18 protein-coding genes are annotated in these 16,335 nt (G+C 41.4%); 2 read left to right on the top strand and 16 right to left on the bottom strand.

The genetic code is table 11. The features are described 5' to 3' along the window. Positions 1-46: 46 nt before the first annotated feature. From WDZ40_00325 to WDZ40_00295, 7 genes are all read right to left on the bottom strand, one after another. The gene (locus tag WDZ40_00325; GenBank protein MEX0877293.1) at positions 47-226 is read right to left on the bottom strand and encodes a hypothetical protein; all 180 of its coding nucleotides are present in this window, start codon (positions 224-226) and stop codon (positions 47-49) included. Beyond that, positions 223-414 carry a hypothetical protein gene (locus tag WDZ40_00320; GenBank protein ID MEX0877292.1) on the bottom strand — a complete coding sequence of 64 codons (192 nt, stop codon included), beginning with the start codon at positions 412-414 and terminating at the stop codon, positions 223-225. Before WDZ40_00320 ends, WDZ40_00325 begins: the two co-directional genes overlap by 4 nt. Continuing rightward, positions 399-662, bottom strand: coding sequence for a hypothetical protein (locus WDZ40_00315; protein MEX0877291.1), 264 nt, complete (start codon positions 660-662; stop codon positions 399-401). Before WDZ40_00315 ends, WDZ40_00320 begins: the two co-directional genes overlap by 16 nt. A 308-nt stretch (positions 663-970) precedes the next feature. Beyond that, positions 971-1,171, bottom strand: a complete 201-nt coding sequence (locus tag WDZ40_00310) for a type II toxin-antitoxin system HicB family antitoxin (GenBank protein MEX0877290.1) — start codon at positions 1,169-1,171, stop codon at positions 971-973. 305 nt (positions 1,172-1,476) lie between these two features. Beyond that, a complete protein-coding gene (locus tag WDZ40_00305) occupies positions 1,477-2,229 on the bottom strand; it encodes a Gmad2 immunoglobulin-like domain-containing protein (protein MEX0877289.1) in 753 nt (250 codons plus the stop codon). Between the two features lie 16 nt (positions 2,230-2,245). Then, a complete protein-coding gene (locus WDZ40_00300; protein MEX0877288.1) occupies positions 2,246-3,457 on the bottom strand; it encodes a PQQ-dependent sugar dehydrogenase in 1,212 nt (403 codons plus the stop codon). A gap of 67 nt (positions 3,458-3,524) precedes the next feature. Then, entirely contained in the window at positions 3,525-5,345 is a 1,821-nt protein-coding gene (locus tag WDZ40_00295; GenBank protein MEX0877287.1) for an SLC13 family permease, read from the bottom strand. A 113-nt stretch (positions 5,346-5,458) separates the two neighbouring features. Between WDZ40_00295 and WDZ40_00290 the strand changes: the two genes are divergently transcribed. After that, the gene (locus WDZ40_00290; GenBank protein ID MEX0877286.1) at positions 5,459-6,196 is read left to right on the top strand and encodes a CPBP family intramembrane glutamic endopeptidase; all 738 of its coding nucleotides are present in this window, start codon (positions 5,459-5,461) and stop codon (positions 6,194-6,196) included. A gap of 63 nt (positions 6,197-6,259) precedes the next feature. Here WDZ40_00290 and WDZ40_00285 read toward each other — a convergent pair whose 3' ends face one another. From WDZ40_00285 to WDZ40_00260, 6 genes are all read right to left on the bottom strand, one after another. Continuing rightward, positions 6,260-7,171: an NAD-dependent epimerase/dehydratase family protein gene (locus WDZ40_00285; protein MEX0877285.1), complete on the bottom strand. Its 912-nt coding sequence runs from the start codon at positions 7,169-7,171 to the stop codon at positions 6,260-6,262. A gap of 110 nt (positions 7,172-7,281) precedes the next feature. After that, a complete protein-coding gene (locus WDZ40_00280; GenBank protein ID MEX0877284.1) occupies positions 7,282-7,665 on the bottom strand; it encodes a hypothetical protein in 384 nt (127 codons plus the stop codon). Positions 7,666-7,765: 100 nt separating this feature from the next. After that, positions 7,766-8,983, bottom strand: a complete 1,218-nt coding sequence (locus WDZ40_00275) for a hypothetical protein (GenBank protein ID MEX0877283.1) — start codon at positions 8,981-8,983, stop codon at positions 7,766-7,768. 11 nt (positions 8,984-8,994) lie between these two features. Then, positions 8,995-10,545, bottom strand: coding sequence for an MFS transporter (locus WDZ40_00270; protein ID MEX0877282.1), 1,551 nt, complete (start codon positions 10,543-10,545; stop codon positions 8,995-8,997). Positions 10,546-10,743: 198 nt separating this feature from the next. Continuing rightward, the gene (locus tag WDZ40_00265; protein ID MEX0877281.1) at positions 10,744-11,601 is read right to left on the bottom strand and encodes a CAP domain-containing protein; all 858 of its coding nucleotides are present in this window, start codon (positions 11,599-11,601) and stop codon (positions 10,744-10,746) included. Between the two features lie 10 nt (positions 11,602-11,611). After that, positions 11,612-12,820, bottom strand: coding sequence for a cation:proton antiporter (locus WDZ40_00260; protein MEX0877280.1), 1,209 nt, complete (start codon positions 12,818-12,820; stop codon positions 11,612-11,614). 166 nt (positions 12,821-12,986) lie between these two features. Here WDZ40_00260 and WDZ40_00255 point away from each other — a divergent pair, with 166 nt between their 5' ends. After that, positions 12,987-13,169, top strand: a complete 183-nt coding sequence (locus WDZ40_00255) for a hypothetical protein (protein ID MEX0877279.1) — start codon at positions 12,987-12,989, stop codon at positions 13,167-13,169. Positions 13,170-13,290: 121 nt separating this feature from the next. Here the strand turns inward: WDZ40_00255 and WDZ40_00250 are convergent, their stop codons facing one another. The 3 genes from WDZ40_00250 to WDZ40_00240 all read right to left on the bottom strand — a co-directional run bounded on the left by WDZ40_00250 (position 13,291) and on the right by WDZ40_00240 (position 16,290). Continuing rightward, a complete protein-coding gene (locus WDZ40_00250; protein MEX0877278.1) occupies positions 13,291-13,986 on the bottom strand; it encodes a TIGR00730 family Rossman fold protein in 696 nt (231 codons plus the stop codon). A 72-nt stretch (positions 13,987-14,058) separates the two neighbouring features. After that, positions 14,059-14,439 carry a low molecular weight phosphatase family protein gene (locus WDZ40_00245; protein MEX0877277.1) on the bottom strand — a complete coding sequence of 127 codons (381 nt, stop codon included), beginning with the start codon at positions 14,437-14,439 and terminating at the stop codon, positions 14,059-14,061. 90 nt (positions 14,440-14,529) lie between these two features. After that, positions 14,530-16,290: an ABC transporter ATP-binding protein gene (locus WDZ40_00240; protein MEX0877276.1), complete on the bottom strand. Its 1,761-nt coding sequence runs from the start codon at positions 16,288-16,290 to the stop codon at positions 14,530-14,532. Between the last annotated feature and the right edge of the window lie 45 nt (positions 16,291-16,335).

The following is a 16,335-nucleotide window of genomic DNA, read 5'->3' as shown; positions in this document are numbered from 1 at the left end:
GTGAAAAAGAAAAAATGAGCCAACTGGTCGGCTCATTTACCAAAAACTATTTATTCTTTATTTTGTCTATAAAAAGAAGAGTTGAGGTAACAAGCGCACCAGATGCTACACCAAATACCCAAAAACCAAAATCATTTACGTTCTTATCAATATCCAACATCGCAACAAGCGGCAATACCACAAAACGAGTAGCAACTCCTGCAATCAAAGCATATATGTACTTCACTTTTCTTCCTTCCGAGCCACATTATCGCGCCCAAGGTTATGTACAATATCTCCCGATGTCTTTTCTAAGAGTGCCTCAAGGCTATCCCGGGAAAGATCTGAAAACCATTTATACTGAGTAGGCCTTGCACCTTCCAGAATTCCATAAGGGGGGGCGCCAAGTTTCACGGCTTCTATTCCTGTTTGCATTTTTTCTCCTTTATTCCAAATCTCCCACCCTTTGGTTCGGGATTGGCTGCAATCAACTGCGCCCGAAAATCTGAATCATCTACACTGGTGTCTTGCGCGGTTGAAGAAACTAGCTCTAATGCCGGTTCAAGCAAATTAGCCCTGTATATAGCTGAGCACACGCCACAACTGCCCACCATCAAATGGCCATCTATCAATTGTTTTGGATCTAAGCCAATAGAATACCCGATACGCAAAGCTTTGACCATATGCTCATTACAAGTTGGCGAGGTCGGACCTTGCCAGTGGGCAATCAAAAACCCGCCTTTTGGGAGTGGTGTCTTATCTTAAAATTCAAACTATAATAGATCTTTAAACTCTTGGTCTGTTAATCCTGCGTCGCGTATTATTGATTTTAAAGTATAAGGGTTTAAACAATTAGCGCGGGGGATAGTTATCTTGCGCATACCGTTGCTCATACCTACGTGTTTTGTGCTTCTTGTTTTTAAAATCCAAAAACCGGCCCTCTTAAAGGCCGATATCGCGCGTTTACCCGATACATCTGTAAAAAGCATATTTATGAAAGTTCAATATCTACCTCTTTCACTTTAGTATCCTTAAGTTCCCGCTTGGTTATTTCTAAATATGCCAAAATGGCATCTTTAATATTTTCTAATGCCTCTTTTTCGGTTTCACCCTGACTGTGGCAGCCCGGAAGTGCGGGCACATGCACATCATAGCCGTATTTTGATTTATGAACTAAGGTTAAATACTTCATATTGCTAATATACCATTTTATGCCCTGAAAATCAAATGTAGTGTAAATTAAAAACCCGCCTTTAAACAGAAGGGTAATATATGTGAGTTTGCTGAAATTTTGTGTCTCCCTGCGGGAGATCTACCGTAGGTACGACAATACAAGGCGTAGCCGAGCAGCAAAATAATACATGCAGAAATTTTCAGATTTCGTCGCGAAACAAGGCGTGCGCGAGCACCGGAATAAGGCGTACACCACCAACCGGTACGTCGTTGAGGAGCGCAGCGCACAACGCAGTAGCGCGGCGAAAGATAAATTTCTTTACCTTACATAGCTATGCCTAGGCACTGTGCCAATTGCGGCGTCAAAGTCCACCCGCATTCGCTACTCTCTTGTCTTTCGCATATAGCATCCTTATAGCACGCGTATTCTTCACGAAACTCACAAGTTGTTATAACTTCCTCATCAGCGCATATTTGTCCCGAGCATCCGGTGACAATGCAGTCGTTTTGAGCTATATTTTTATACTCAGCGCTTAAATCAAATTTAACGGGAATCATTAAAGCATCGTCATTTTCAGGCAAACCCGATGGGTTGTCTCTTTCCAAAACAAGAGTTCCTGTTGGAGTTGTGGGCTTTTCAAATTCAAGAGTAGTCTTAAACGGCACAAAATCCTCCGTCATCCACTCGCTCTGCGCCTGCGCTATACCAAGCGCTATTTCCACATTATTCGCGTCATAAAGGCGAACGGGAAAAGAGGCCTCAAAAAACCAGTAGCCCCTTGCCTGTCCCGAAACCATAATTGGGCTTGATATTATCTGGTTGGGCCGGGGGTTGTCTATGCGTATCAAATCTGTTTTTTCAAGCTCATTTCCTATGTCTTCAGTAAATGTCCTGCCGTCTTGGGCCCTGCACTGTCTGGGATAAGATTCCATTATAGCATTGCCCTGCTCAACACACTCTTCAAAGTTACTTACTATAACAACATCTTCTTCAGCGGGACCCATAAACATAAAAGCATAAACCCCAAGGCCCACAATAACTAACCCTAAAATTGTATAAAGTATAAATTTGTTCATGTTATTTAAAATTAAATCACTCTCCCAAATAGCTTACCCTATACACTACTCCCGCATGATCATCTGTAATATACATTACACCTCCGGGCTCTATGTGTATATCCACAGGCTTACCCAACGCGCTACCACCCTGTAGCCACCCTGAAACAAAATCCTCCCTTCCTTCAAAATTGCCTTCCGCGTCCAATTTTAGTCGCATTATTTTATAGCCTGTAGGCACGGTCCTGTTCCAGGAGCCGTGATAAGCCACAAGCAGGTCATACCACATACCCTCAGGCCAACCCTCTTCAGGAACAAAAGCTAGTCCCAGGGGCGCTGAGTGCGCCTGAAGGTCTATGTACGACGGGATAGTGTCTTCACATGGGTTGCGTACATACTGGTTTTTATCAAAGCTAGTATCGTGTATGCCCTTTCCATAACAAATTGGCCAGCCGTAGTTTGCACCCTCTTCAATTATGTTTATCTCATCAGGCGGAATATCATCTCCCAAGCGGTCGCGTCCCATTTCTGTAGCCCACATTCTGCCATCAACATAACTCCAATCAAAAAATACGGAATTGCGAAGACCGTCTGCGTGTTTTTTAAAATCACTTCCGTCTCTGTTCATAGAATATATGGCAGCGCGGCGCTCGTCATCCTCGTTGCAAACATTACAAGTTGAGCCAATGGAAACATACAAACGACCGTCAGGTCCAAAAGCTATTGTGCGGGTAAAATGTCCACCCCCCGCGGGCAGGTCAACGAGTTTCTCGGGAGAAGCTTCAGTGTAAAGCGGTACTCTATAGACCCCTCCTGTTTCCGCGTAATAGAGGGTTGTTCCGTTTTGCGGATCTATAGCAAGTCCGTGTGGACGGTCTAAATTACGGAATACAGCGTTTGAACCGGTTACTTTTCCGTCTTCAACTGTTAAAAGCGAGATTATCCCCTGCTTTGTCTGACTAACCCAAAAATTACCTTGTCCGTCACGAACAATGACACGCGCTCCGGGAAGGTTTTCTGCGAATACCTCAATTTTAAAATTATCGGGCAGGGTAAGTGGAAAATCTGTTGCGTTTTCCCCGGGTACGTTCTTATTGTTGTTTTCTATTATTTCAACAATATCACCTGAAGGCGACTTAATTGCCGGACCTACACCGCGTAAATTGTTCCACCAAAAAATACCGGCCCATACCAGTCCCGCAAGTACTAACAAGGAAACAATGCTTAGAATAATTTTTTTAGTTGTCATAATATACAAAGGTATTATATTTTATATTTTTATATAAACATATCAAAATTACGTGTACAAAATATTCTTAAAACATCGGCCAAAACTTAAGTATCAAAGGAACAGATATTACAAGAACTATTATATTAAGTGCCAATCCCATTCTCCAGTAATCCCCAAATTTATAACCCCCGGGGCGCATAATAAGAGCGTTGACCTGATGTCCTACCGGTGTCATAAAGGAACACGAAGTACCTACCGCAACTGCCATTAAAAACGGGTCGGGAGATGCCCCCAGTTCCTGTGCCAGCAGTATAGCTATCGGAGCCATCAGTACTGCCACACCCACATTATTTACAAGACTAGAAAGTGTTATACTTGCAACTACTAAAGTAATTAACATCACAACAGGCGTTATAAAACTAAGCTCCATAAAGCCAACTATTGAATCACTTATTACCTGTGCCGCGCCACTGCTTTCTGAAGCAAGGCCAAGCGGTATAACCGCGCCCAACAAAACAACTATCGGCCACTCAATACTCCCATATGCCTGTCTCAAAGAAATCAAACCTGTCATAATCATTGCCATAGCTGCCAATGCAAAAGCTATATCCACAGGAACTATTCCCGCGGTTGAAAGACCTATAGCTGCCATAAATATAGAGACTGCCGCAAAAACACGACGTGGCTGCCCAACAGGAAGTTCGCGTTCAGCAAGAGGTAAAAGTCCCAAACCGCTCAAAGCATTTTGTAAATGTTCGTTATGTCCTCTCAAAAGCAGTACATCACCCGCCTGAAACCTAACATCTTCTATTTCCTCAGAAATCTGTTCTCCCTTTCTGGAAACAGCAAGTAAATTAACATTGTATCCGCTTCTAAGCAACGTGTCCTTTGCTGTTTGTCCCAAAAGAGATGATTCGGGCACAACCACCCCCTCTACATCCTTCATTTCTTTATCCTCTTCCTCCACTGTCTGCTCTTGCGCTTTTTCGTCCAGTTCTTTACTCTCGTTAAATTCAAGTTTTGTAACAGCAACCAATTCCTGCAATATCTCGGGGCTGGCCTCTACTAAAAGCCGATCATTCTCGCGTATAATCTCGGTTATTTGAGGAGCCAGGCTTTTTTCATCGTCTCTGATTAAAGCCACAACGGTAAACGACTCTTTTGTCATTTTATAAAGATCATCAAGTGGTTTATCCACTAATTTTGACTTAGGTGTAACAAGTAATTCTGTTGTATAATTTTGCACCTCGGCCGGCTCTTCCTTTTTAAGGGCAGGCTCTTTGGTGTTGGGAATAAACCTCCAACCCAAAAAGGAAATAAATATTAACCCACCAAGAACAATCCAAAACCCCGCATAGGCAAAATCGAACATGCCGAAGGGTTCAAGACCCGCCTCTGTTCTGAAGGTAGAAACAATAATATTGGGGGCATTTCCTATCAGAGTAAGAAACCCTCCCAGGTGGGCACCAAAAGCCATCGGCATTAAAAACAGCCCTGGAGAGATGTTGCTTTTCCTTGCCAGGCGTATGGCTATAGGCATAAGTAGCGCGAGAGCGCCGATATTATAAATAAATGCGGACAAAAGCGCTGTTAAAGTTGTAAGGGAAAATACTTGAAATACCTTTCCCTTGCCATCCAGAGGCAGTTTAGTTGTTATAATGTCTACGGCCCCCGAATTTAAAAGACCTCTGCTTATTACCAAAACAGCTACAACTATAATAACCGCAGGGTGGCTAAAACCAACGAATGTCTCTTCAAATGGTATGACACCGGTTATTGAAATAATCAACAGGGCCAAAACCGCTACAACATCGTAGCGCCACTTGCCCCAAACCCAAAAAACAAGGGCAAAAACAACAGCGCCCAAAAGCACTAACTGCTGATAAACAGGTTCCAGTTCCAACATTATTATTATTGTAGCATAAAAACAATTATATGCTTTATATATTTACTTTTTTAGTATTTTATGTTATAATTTTACAAGTTCTAAACAAGTCGCTTACTAGAAAGGAAATAACTATGAAGCGCGCTACAAAGTGGATATTCACCGTACTAGCTTTTGGAATTCTCATATACAACATGAGTGTTCCCTGGATACGGGACTACTCCATAAGCATCTACAGGGCATTGCCGAACTCCGGCGCACTACTGATTGAAGCACTGCTAATTCAGATAGCCGCGATTGGAGTAGTTGCTTTTCTCCACAAACGACGTCCGCAACCTTATGCATGGAGTGCAAAGACGTGGATAAATACACGGCGAAAGAAAAAGGAGCTTAACTGCAGCCGGAAGGAAGCTTACAGGGCACTCAAGCCCGAAGAAAAATTCCCTGAGGTCAATGTGAATTTTGCAGCACTGGATATTCCGTATCTACGCATGCTGTTTATTCCATTACTCTTTATGAGCTTGCCCTTCTTGGCAACGATTGAAGAGCTGATTTTCAGGAATGGAAAGAATACTATTCTTTCTGTGTTGATCTTCAGTATGCTGTTTGCTCTCGCACATGTTCCGTCCGGATTCAGTGTTATTGATGCACTGCTCTCCTTCGGGGTTGGTATGCTGTTCGCAGCACACTACCTGATTGGAGGGATTGGGGAAGCCATACTTCTTCACACAGCAATCAACGTTTCAGGCGTTGCAATTCTTGTGTGGATGAAAGTTGTATGGCCGGATGTAAAGCCCTTCTTTGAACGTCTTTCGCTATACAAAACAGCAAACAACTCCCTGGAAAATGAACTCCGGGGAGCGCACCAATAAACAAATACCCCCGACTCAATTGAGTTGGGGGTATTTTAAAAATATTTATCTTTTTAACTATTATTAATACAGGGGGTACTCGTTTATCGGGTCAAAATATATATCTTTTACTTCAAAATCTTTTTTTAGTTCATCGTTAGTACCCTCATCTCCGCTAAGCAACATTACAAGTTCAGGCTTGGTAACAGGTGTTGGAAGCCCCAACGAACCCAGCATTGTGGCTATGCGCGCTATAAAAATAGGAATACGCACAATTGGCTTTACAGAGCCCATTTTTTCCCGAAGTCTTTCTGTCAACTCGCGCGCAGTTAAAAACTCGGGACCTACAACATTGTAAGTCTTATTGTTTCCCGCTCCGTTTGCGGCCTGCACTATAACATCTGCTACTGTATCTGCGGCTACCGGCTCCAGTTTAAATGTATTTTTTGAAATAACAGGAATAAAAGGTAAAATTCTCGCGTAAAACCTCAGTCTATTGGTAAAGTGGGCCCTCCATCCAAATATTATAGCGGGACGAAATATTGCATAGACAAGGCCTGAGTTTTTTATTATCTCCTCAGCCTGCGCTTTTGTCCTGTAGTATTCCGTAGAGCCGTTTAAATCGGCGCCTAACGCGCTTACATAAATAATTTTTTCATCAGGAATACCCGCTTTTTTTACAGCTTCTACTATGTTTTGAGTCCCCTCAACATGCAGCTTTTTATACGTCTTTTGCGGAGGCTTCTCACGCATAATCCCTACAAGATGAATAATTATATCGGGCCTAAACTCATTTATCACCCTCTCTATTGAAGCCGGCTTTGCTATATCCCCCGTAAAGGTTTTATAGCCGTCATAAGGAATAGATAAGTCATCCGTTTTATTATGCAACATTACCCCAAGTTCAAAACCACTCTCGCTAAAAGCGCGAATAACATGATATCCCAAAAAACCTGTACCGCCCAAAATTAAAACTTTTTTCTTATTTTCTTCCATATCTATATTGTATCACCAATTTAATACAATTTTAAATAATCAACTCCTAATTGACTCGCACTATGAGCCAATTATCAAAAAACGGCTCATTCAATGAGCCGTTTTAAAAATTAAGTAAGATCTACATAAAGAGCGTACTCATGCACCATGCCCGGAGAGTTCCACTGGCCATCTTCCATAAAAGTTCTAATCCCTTGTTCCCTGCAATATTCCCTTACTAACTCCAAGGTTCTTTCACTTATAGCTGTTCCAGTATAATCGCCACTACCGTATATAATATCGTACTTAAAAACGCATATTTGTTTCTTGCCTTCATCTACTGCGTCTTCCAGCGTCTGTGGCATTCTATCAATCCACCATTGAGCCAACTCCTGGGCCTTTTGCTCAATCTTTAACGCTTTTTCTTTTTCAGCTTTCTCTTTATCTTTTTCTATCTTCTTTTGCGCTTTGTCGGCTTTTTTCTTTAAATCATCCACATCTATATTCTTAGCCATTAAAATCCTTCCTCCTTCACTAAAGTTTAGGCAGACATGCCCTTTAAAGAGCTGACTATATACTAATACAAAAATTATTAAACTTCAACACAGTGAAATACTACTCAACAAGTTTATCAAAAGTGACAATCAATGTGCTCCATCCAAAATCTTCTATGCGCATCCCCTTGCCGGTAAAGGGGTTGTAAAACTCCCAATATCCCTCCTTTTGCGCCAACTCTAAAGAGCTATCCGCGATAACTTTTGCCACACTCGCCTGCCCGTGTCGCATAAGCGCGCGTATCATAAACCAATTAGTATTTATCCATGTCGGACCGCGCCATATGGGAAAAGGTTTATCCGGACAAAATTCAGAATCCGAAACAGATACTGAGGGTAGCGGATACGGCGTCCAAAAATGTTTAGGGTTTTTTACATCCTTTATTATGCTGTCGCGCATTTCTTCAGGAAGATCTTTTACCAACAAAGGAAGCAAGCTCCCGATAGAAAAGTGTTCTTTTAACATTCCGTGTCTCACACGCACAGAATAAAATCTCTTAGTTTCGCTGTCCCAGCAATTTTTTAAAAGGGCTTCAGTAGATATTTTTATTGCATCGTTAATATCAGGGAAAAGATATTCCATCTCCACGCTTTTTAAAAGTTTGCGCAAAGAATAAAGCCCGTCTATAAATATGCTGTGCCCGCCCGCGTCTTTAACATGAAAGGGTCCTTTTTTAGCCATACGCTCCTCATCCCATCCTAAAAGCATATTCCTAAAATCCACGACAAGAGTAAATACAGTATCTAAAAACCCGTTTACCTTACTAAAACGCTTCGGCGCCACAGGACGAAAAAAATCAAATATAGGGTCGGCGTCTCTTCCGCTTTCCCGGTGTGAAAAAATGGAAACCACATTATAAGCATCCCGGTGTTCTATAAAATACTTATAGAACCTTACCAAAGGCTCGGCAACCTCTCTTGTAAAAGCGTTGTCATCTATTGCCTCTACCGCCTGTGCTATAACCGGCTGTCCGACAAGAGAACTGCTCTCGGGCCTAAAGCCCTTGCCGTAAAGAGGTGTTTCAAAGTCACGCCATCTATAAAACCCGTGATATGTAAAATGGGGAATAAAGCCACGAAAATCCTGCGACTTAAAAAGCTGTCTTATCTCGTTTTTTGCCATATCCTCCAGCCCGAGTTCCGCGCACGTTATCGCGTGAAAAGAACTGTCCCAAACCCACTGATACCTGTAATGAGGCCATGCCGGAGTAATATACTTGCCTCCGGTAGCTTTAAAATTATTTATCATCACCTCACGGGCTTTTTCCCTGTAATCCATAGAATTTATTCTTACTTTACCTCTTCCCGCCTTTTTCTATATTCAATATCAACGGGATTATGTATTTCAAAAAATGATATCGCGGCGGCAGTAAAAGCAAGTATCGCGTTTATAGCCATAACCCACTTAAAGCCCTCCGCAAAAGATTCTTCTATGGCTGAGCGAATGTGTTTTTGTGAAAAAGAGTTAAACGACTCAGGTATGCTAATTCCGCCAAGTTTATCCCGCTGGTTTAAAATTATTTCCTTCTGCTCCGAAACAATAGGAAGACCCTCTACCCTGTCAGAAATATTACTGCCAAAAAAAGCAAGCATAACAGCTCCCAATACAGCTACGGCCATTAAAGACGCCACTCTTGAAACCGCATTATTTACGCCGGAAGCAACTCCGGAAAAATTCTCCTCAACCTCAAGCGCGCTTTTGGTAAGCGGGGCAATGGTAAATGCCATTCCGGCTCCAAACAGAACAAGACCCGGAAAAAAGTTGGTAAAATATGAAGCGTTCGTTCCTGAAAACGCAAGATACGTCATACCCATAGCTACGACAAGGGGACCCACTATCATCTGCATGCGCGGACCTATTCTATCAGCTAAAGACCCTGCCCATCCGGAAAAAAGCGCAATAATAGTAACAGGGGGTAAAAGTGCCAATCCTGTTTCAAAAGGAGAATAACCCTGTATTTGTTGCAAATTCAAAGCTAAAAATATAATGGTGCCGCTTAAAGCAAAATACAGCATAAATGTTGCGGCATTAGCTCCTAAAACCAGAGGGTTTTTAAATATACCAAGAGGCACAAGAGGTTCCGCTACTGTTTTTTCTACAAATATAAAAAATATAAGGGCAAGCAGAGCAGCTGTAAAACTAAGCACTATTCTCTGGTCTCCCCAGCCATGAACCGAGCCCTGTATAAGCGCGTATGAGAGAGACAAAAGCGAAACCGCAACCAATAAAGCCCCAAACCAGTCTATGTTGCGGGCTTCTGTATTATAGCTTTCAGGGGCATGGCGCTTGGCAATAAAAAATACCAAAAAACCAATGGGAACATTAAGCCAAAAAACACTTGGCCAACTAAAAACATCCAGAAGCCAGCCTGCAGCAAGAGGACCAATAGCAGCCATAGCACCCGAAACTCCCGCCCAAAGACCTATTGCTTTTCCGCGCTCCTTTTCTACAAAACAAACGTTGATTATCGCAAGAGAACCCGGAACCATCATTGCCGCCCCCACCCCTTGCAACGCCTGAAATGCAATCAACTGCTGCACGCTTTGGGCTAATGCCGAAAAAAGAGATCCCACAGTAAATACTGCGATACCATACAAAAATATCTTTTTTCTGCCAAAATGGTCGCCGAGAGAACCGCTTACAAGAATTAACACAGCTAAAGCCAAAACATACGAATTCAATATCCACTGTATATTATTGATAGACGCGTTAAAAGCGCTCTGTATTGCAGGCAGGGCTATGCTTACCGTGGTAGAGGCAAGAAAGCTCATACCACTTGCCAAAATCGTTGCCAAAAGTATCATTCTGCCCCTTTTTTCTTTTGTTTCTATATTAGACATAGTTTTGTGGCTAAGCCCCTTGGGCCGCCACCTCCCTAGGCTGTGCCGGGATGGCGACTTTACGTCTAGCCACCGGCCTTCGGCCTAGGGATTCGGCTCCGCCTCACAAAAAGTAAACAGTGAACAGTATTTTCTTTTTTGTTTTTTACTGCTTACTGTTGCTTGTTTTCTGTTCACTAAGCGAAGCGTAGCACGAGCTTATCCACTGGCACACTCATTAAATTCCCGAACTTGTAAGTTGTACTGGTCCGACAACTCTTTTGTTTCGTTCACCAAACCATTATACTCCTCCACCAGTTCGTTATACTCACGGACTTTCGCGTTATACAAAGGGCCTCGTTTGGGATTCATGGCATCAAGCTCCTGCCTCTTTTTTTCAATTTCGGATTCCAACTCCTTCATTCTTTCTTTGTTGGCATTAATTTTGGATAATATGTTTTCATCCGGTTCGGGACATTCGCTTCGGGGCCTTCCAAAGTGTTGCACCGCAACCCAAACCTCGTTGCCTTCAAATTCACCGCGACTCAATCCTACCCCTATCTGAGTATAGGAGCTTTTAACTATGTTCTCGCGATGTCCGGGACTATCCATCCATGCCTGTACAAGCGCCTCATCATTTATAAAATTACCGAGAGCCAAGTTTTCCCCAATAACTATATATTCATATCCCACAACCTTTGCCAGATCTCCCACACCCTCACCCGTCGGCGCTTCATGGGCAAAATATTGCCTGTCTAACATGTCCTGGGCTTTTAAGGCCGCGGCGGCACTCAATTTTTCACTTTCAGCAAAAGGGGGAAGACCCTCTCCAATTCTTTGCCTGTTTGTCCACTCAATTATACCGGAACGGGTAAGGGATGATGAGTTCTGTCCCAAGGGTCCGCGCAAGGGCTCAGGGGTTATAATTTTTTCATTCAAACTGTTTATAAAAAAGTCGCCAATGCGTCTTTCAAAATCTTTTATCTGCTCAGACGCGGGAGAAAACTGCTGCAACAAAAAAAGTATCACGGCAGCCGCGCCTATTACACTCCATAAAATTTTATGTTTCTTTTCCATATTTTTATTCCTAAACAGACGCGGGAGACTGTTCAGGTATTTTAACTTCCGGTGAAACGGGCTTTATTTTATCCAGACGGTTTTTAGACATTCTAACAATTATCGGACCTATAAGGGTGGTGATAAGACTAAGTATAATCATCGCGGTTACAAGCTCTTCTTTTAAAATACCTATGGCATACGCTGCAGTTACAACCGCCAAGGTGGTAGACAACTGGGGAATAGTTGCGCCTCCCACCAACATTCCCTCTGTGGGGCCGAATCCGTTTACACGAGCGCCTATCCATCCTGTCAAAAACTTAATGCCTATAGAGCTCAAAACAATAATAACGGTAAACATAAGCGCCTTATCTACTTCAGCGAAAACACCTATATTAGTAGATGCTCCGGTCACAACAAAAAATACAGGTATAAAGAATCCGTAACTTATAGCACGCAACTTTCCTTTAAGAGCATCGCTTTTAATAGATTCGGAAAGTACCAGTCCCGCAAAGAACCCGGCAATTATGGGGTGCAGTCCCAAAAATTGAAAAATTATAACAGTACCCAGTAAAATAACGAATATCTCCTGAAACTCCCACTCAAATATTCCCTTTTTCTGAGAGCTAAGAGAGTAAAAAAACCAGCGTATTTTAGGCAAAGCCCAACGCATAAAGACAAGGGTGCTAAAAAGCAACACATAAAGCACGGGTAAGGACAGAGATGTTACCGGATTTGTTGCCTGTAAAAATATAGAAAGAAGTATAAGGCTTAAAATATCTTCCACCATGGTTGAAGCAACAATGGTCTGTCCCAGTCTGGTCTCCATAAGACCCGCGGACTCCAAAGAAGGCACAACAACGGCGATAGAAGAGGAGATAAAAATAGTACCCAAAAGAAGAGACGGTAACATAGAAAAATCAAGAAGCAGTCCTATGCCAAAACCCACAAAGAAAGGGATTACCCCGTTAAAAAAAGACATCTTTGCAACATCCCACTTAATATCTTTAAGGGTAGAGAGGCGTATCTCCATCCCGGCCATGAACATCAAAAAAACAAGGCCCACCTCAGCAATAAAGCTCATGGTCACGTCAGGAGTAAATATATCCAAAACATACGGACCTATAATAATTCCTCCCACAACCAAAGCCACCACCCAAGGAAGGTGTAACCTGTAAAATATCTCTGAAAAAAACAGAGCAGCTAAAAGTATAACAAAAAATGGTAAAAATTGAGGCACATTCTTTCGCTTCGCTCAATCAAATTAAAAACTAAAAATTTAAAACGCAAAGCTATTAAGTAGTATTACTCTCTTTTATTTTAGCATAAATACATATTGAGTACGCATTTTATAAGTGTTATATATAAGATTTACTAACATTACACGTCTAAAACTATGAACAGGCATGGAAAAATACAACAAGACATACAGAAAGAAAAAATCTGCATATATACGAGAGGCAGATATTGAGTTCGCGTCCGAAAACACGACAAGTGAAATAAAAAGAAATGTAGATGTGGTAACGATGATAATGAAGATGATGAGGATGATGAAAATGAAACAGAGCTTGAAGCGGACGTACAACTAAATGTTTTTAATTCAAAAATAAGAACAAGGACAAACGTGTGGAGCCACTTCTAACTTAATTGAACCTAAACTAAAACCCCGTCTTCAGGCGGGGTTTTAGTTTATTAAATGTGCCGATTTCTTTATTCAAGGCCGTACTCTTTCATAAGCTCTTTTGCAAGATCAAACGCCTCCTGCGGAGTATCTACAAGATGGTAAAGAGATGTATTTTCACTATTAACAGTCGCGTATTTATCACGCAGTGTTTTGTCTATAAAATCCAAAAACGGCTCCCAGAAATCTCTATGCACTAAAATAATAGGTACAGGACTCATCTTACCTGTTTGCACAAGAGTTAGTATTTCAAAAAATTCATCCAACGTGCCAAAACCTCCGGGCAAATAAAAGTAAACCTCAGATGCGAATGCAAGCATAACCTTGCGAGAGAAAAAATAATGGAAAGACTCCCCCTCTTTAACATGTTTATTTCTGCGCTCTGTTGGGTGTTGCCCATCAAGCTCTATGTTTATACCAACAGACCTGCCGCCCGCTTCAACCGCGCCAAGATTTGCCGCCTCCATTATTCCCGGGCCCCCTCCTGTGATTACAGCAAAACCATCTTTCGCGAGAAGCTGTGCAAGCTTTCTTGCTTTTTGGTAATACTCCTCTTTTGATTCGCTCCGCGCCGAGCCAAAAATAGTTGCCGCCTTTTCGTAATTTCTTAAAAATTCAAAGCCTCTTTCAAATTCTTCTGTTATGCGTCCCACGCGCTCAGCTTCTTCGGTAAGAAGCTCGTTTATTCTGGGTCTTTTCATATTTTTTGTATTTTCTTCCATCATCCTTTTTTAAGATTAATATTATTTAGTATACACTCAGTATAACAAAAACCCCACGCTTTGTGATGTTTCTTGTTAAAAATTGTGCAGGGCGATGAATTGTTCTATCTTTTCAAAAATATCATCTCTTGCCTGGCGGTATTCCTCCGGTGTTTTGGAATCGGCGACAACCCATTCTTCAAACTTGTCTTTGGGAAACATTGAAGGCACTAAACATCCAAAAGATACAATGTAGTCCGCGCTCTCAAGCATTTCATCGGTAATCTTTTTTGGAGCATGCGGCTCAAAAGATATTCCGCGCTCGGCGAGAATCTCGCCAACCATTGGGTCAACAGAATTGGCCGGCGCCGTGCCCGCACTCTCGGCTTTTGAGTTCTTGGCAAGATGATTAAAAATCGCCTCAGCCATCTGGCTTCGCTTTTTGTTTTCTGTACAGGCAAAGAGAATTTTTTTCATATCCCCATTCTAACACAAAACCGCCTTCGGGCGGTTTTGTGGTCTATTTTTATGAGTTGGCGAGGTCGGACCTTGCCACTTTATTGTACTTCAATCAATTTTTTGCAATTCATACAATTCCTTATACACACCGTCTGGAATTTTTATAAGTTCCTCATGAGAACCGGTTTCTACTACTTCCCCCTCTTTAAGAACAATGATTTTATTTGCTCGGCGTACAGTGCTTAATCGATGAGCTATAATTATAGTTGTTCTGCCTTGCATTAATTTTTCAAGAGACTGTGTTAGCTGATATTCAGTTTTTGCATCTAACGCGCTGGTTGGCTCATCTAAAATTAAAATCTTGGGATCACGCAAAATAGCCCTAGCAATTGCTATTCTTTGTTTCTGCCCTACAGAAAGCTTGACCCCGCGTTCCCCAACCTTGCTTTGGTATTTTTTTGGAAACTTTTCTATAAATTCATGGGCTTTTGCTTCCTCTGCTGCATTTATAATTTCTTTCTTTGAAGCTATTGGATTTGCAAATTTAAGATTTTGCATGATTGTATCATTGAACAACAAGACCTCTTGAGGAACATAGGCTATCTGGCTGCGCAAAAACTCTAAATCTAACTTTTTAGTACTATTTCCATCTATTAATACCTCTCCCTTTACCGGGAAATAAAAACCACCCACAAGATCTACAAGTGTACTTTTACCCACGCCCGATTGCCCAACCAAGGCCACGACTTCACCTTTACTAATTTTGAAATTTATATTTTTAAGTAAAGTTTTTTCACCATTTTTATATGAAAAATTAACATTATCAAACTTTATATTTCCATCTATGGAACTTGCTTTTATACCATCCTTAGGTTTATATTGTTCCTGTGGCAAATGTAATATTTTTTCAGCATCCTGCAGGCCGACAATTCCATTTTGCATACTTTGCCAATTATATCCAAGCGTGGCAAAAGGCCCAAAAAACATAGACGCATAACCATTTAACGCAATTAAGTCTCCCAGAGTCATGTCCCCTTTTTGTATATAAATGATAGATATTATAAAAACTGAAAGTTGCGCGCCTATCACTATTAGGCTCTGAGAAAAACTTATCTTACTCCACAATTTATCTCTGCGAAACATTATACCGGAAACTTTGTCTAAAAATTGTTTTGATAAGCGCCACATACTAAACTTTTCAGCTGTAAATTTTTTAACAGCATCAATGTTTGTAAATATTTCATGCTGAATGCCATATCCTTTGCTGTTTTCCTTCCAGACCTGTTTTTGTAGTGCACCGGCAGAACTGTTTACGCGCGCGATAAAATAGATATAAAGCAATATCCCAAAAGCTAAAGGCAGTGTAGCTATTGGTTGGATATACAATATAAAGCCGAAACCTACAACAATACCTAAGAACTGTGGACCAAGATTAATTATTACACTATCTATTATTTGAGATAGCCATATACCTGCCTCTCGAATTTTAGAAGTAGATTCTCCGGTCTTTGTATCTTTGTGAAAAGATAGGGGCATGCGTATTAAACGTGCCGAGCTCTCTACCAGGTATGAATAAAAAATTTTGTTGGCAAATATATGTCGCCCTAAGCCAAGTCGCCAGTCTGCATAACTTGCAATAAATTGTACTAAAAACCAAATTGCTAATAAAAATAGCCAAAGAGGTACCATATAGCTAAAAAAGGATAGATCATTGTCGCTTAAAATTGAATCTAAAAAACGCCCTACCAAAAAAGGAACGGTACCATTTGCCAAAGCAGAGATTAACCCTAAAACAGAAAGAGCTATTATCTCACGCCTATAATTAAGTAAATATTTAAAAATGATTTTCCACCCGCCAATTTTTTTCATACCCTCATTATACCCCCCTCACTCTTATTAATAAAATGAGTCACA

This window comes from Candidatus Spechtbacterales bacterium, assembly GCA_040879145.1.
In the GTDB taxonomy this organism is placed as follows: domain Bacteria; phylum Patescibacteriota; class Minisyncoccia; order Spechtbacterales; family 2-12-FULL-38-22; genus JAWVZY01.
Note: the sequence above shows the minus strand (reverse complement) of the source record. Positions and strands in the feature narration are given on the sequence as shown.

Bases quoted from the DNA above. Each gene is read 5' to 3' on its own strand.
- WDZ40_00245 (MEX0877277.1), bottom strand. From the start codon at position 14,439: ATGAAAAAAATTCTCTTTGCCTGTACAGAAAACAAAAAGCGAAGCCAG.
- WDZ40_00265 (MEX0877281.1), bottom strand. From the start codon at position 11,601: ATGGAAAAGAAACATAAAATTTTATGGAGTGTAATAGGCGCGGCTGCC.
- WDZ40_00305 (MEX0877289.1), bottom strand. From the start codon at position 2,229: ATGAACAAATTTATACTTTATACAATTTTAGGGTTAGTTATTGTGGGC.
- WDZ40_00315 (MEX0877291.1), bottom strand. From the start codon at position 662: ATGGTCAAAGCTTTGCGTATCGGGTATTCTATTGGCTTAGATCCAAAA.
- WDZ40_00310 (MEX0877290.1), bottom strand. From the start codon at position 1,171: ATGAAGTATTTAACCTTAGTTCATAAATCAAAATACGGCTATGATGTG.
- WDZ40_00320 (MEX0877292.1), bottom strand. From the start codon at position 414: ATGCAAACAGGAATAGAAGCCGTGAAACTTGGCGCCCCCCCTTATGGA.
- WDZ40_00255 (MEX0877279.1), top strand. From the start codon at position 12,987: ATGGAAAAATACAACAAGACATACAGAAAGAAAAAATCTGCATATATA.
- WDZ40_00290 (MEX0877286.1), top strand. From the start codon at position 5,459: ATGAAGCGCGCTACAAAGTGGATATTCACCGTACTAGCTTTTGGAATT.
- WDZ40_00250 (MEX0877278.1), bottom strand. From the start codon at position 13,986: ATGATGGAAGAAAATACAAAAAATATGAAAAGACCCAGAATAAACGAG.
- WDZ40_00300 (MEX0877288.1), bottom strand. From the start codon at position 3,457: ATGACAACTAAAAAAATTATTCTAAGCATTGTTTCCTTGTTAGTACTT.
- WDZ40_00280 (MEX0877284.1), bottom strand. From the start codon at position 7,665: ATGGCTAAGAATATAGATGTGGATGATTTAAAGAAAAAAGCCGACAAA.
- WDZ40_00285 (MEX0877285.1), bottom strand. From the start codon at position 7,171: ATGGAAGAAAATAAGAAAAAAGTTTTAATTTTGGGCGGTACAGGTTTT.
- WDZ40_00275 (MEX0877283.1), bottom strand. From the start codon at position 8,983: ATGGATTACAGGGAAAAAGCCCGTGAGGTGATGATAAATAATTTTAAA.
- WDZ40_00295 (MEX0877287.1), bottom strand. From the start codon at position 5,345: ATGTTGGAACTGGAACCTGTTTATCAGCAGTTAGTGCTTTTGGGCGCT.
- WDZ40_00270 (MEX0877282.1), bottom strand. From the start codon at position 10,545: ATGTCTAATATAGAAACAAAAGAAAAAAGGGGCAGAATGATACTTTTG.
- WDZ40_00240 (MEX0877276.1), bottom strand. From the start codon at position 16,290: ATGAAAAAAATTGGCGGGTGGAAAATCATTTTTAAATATTTACTTAAT.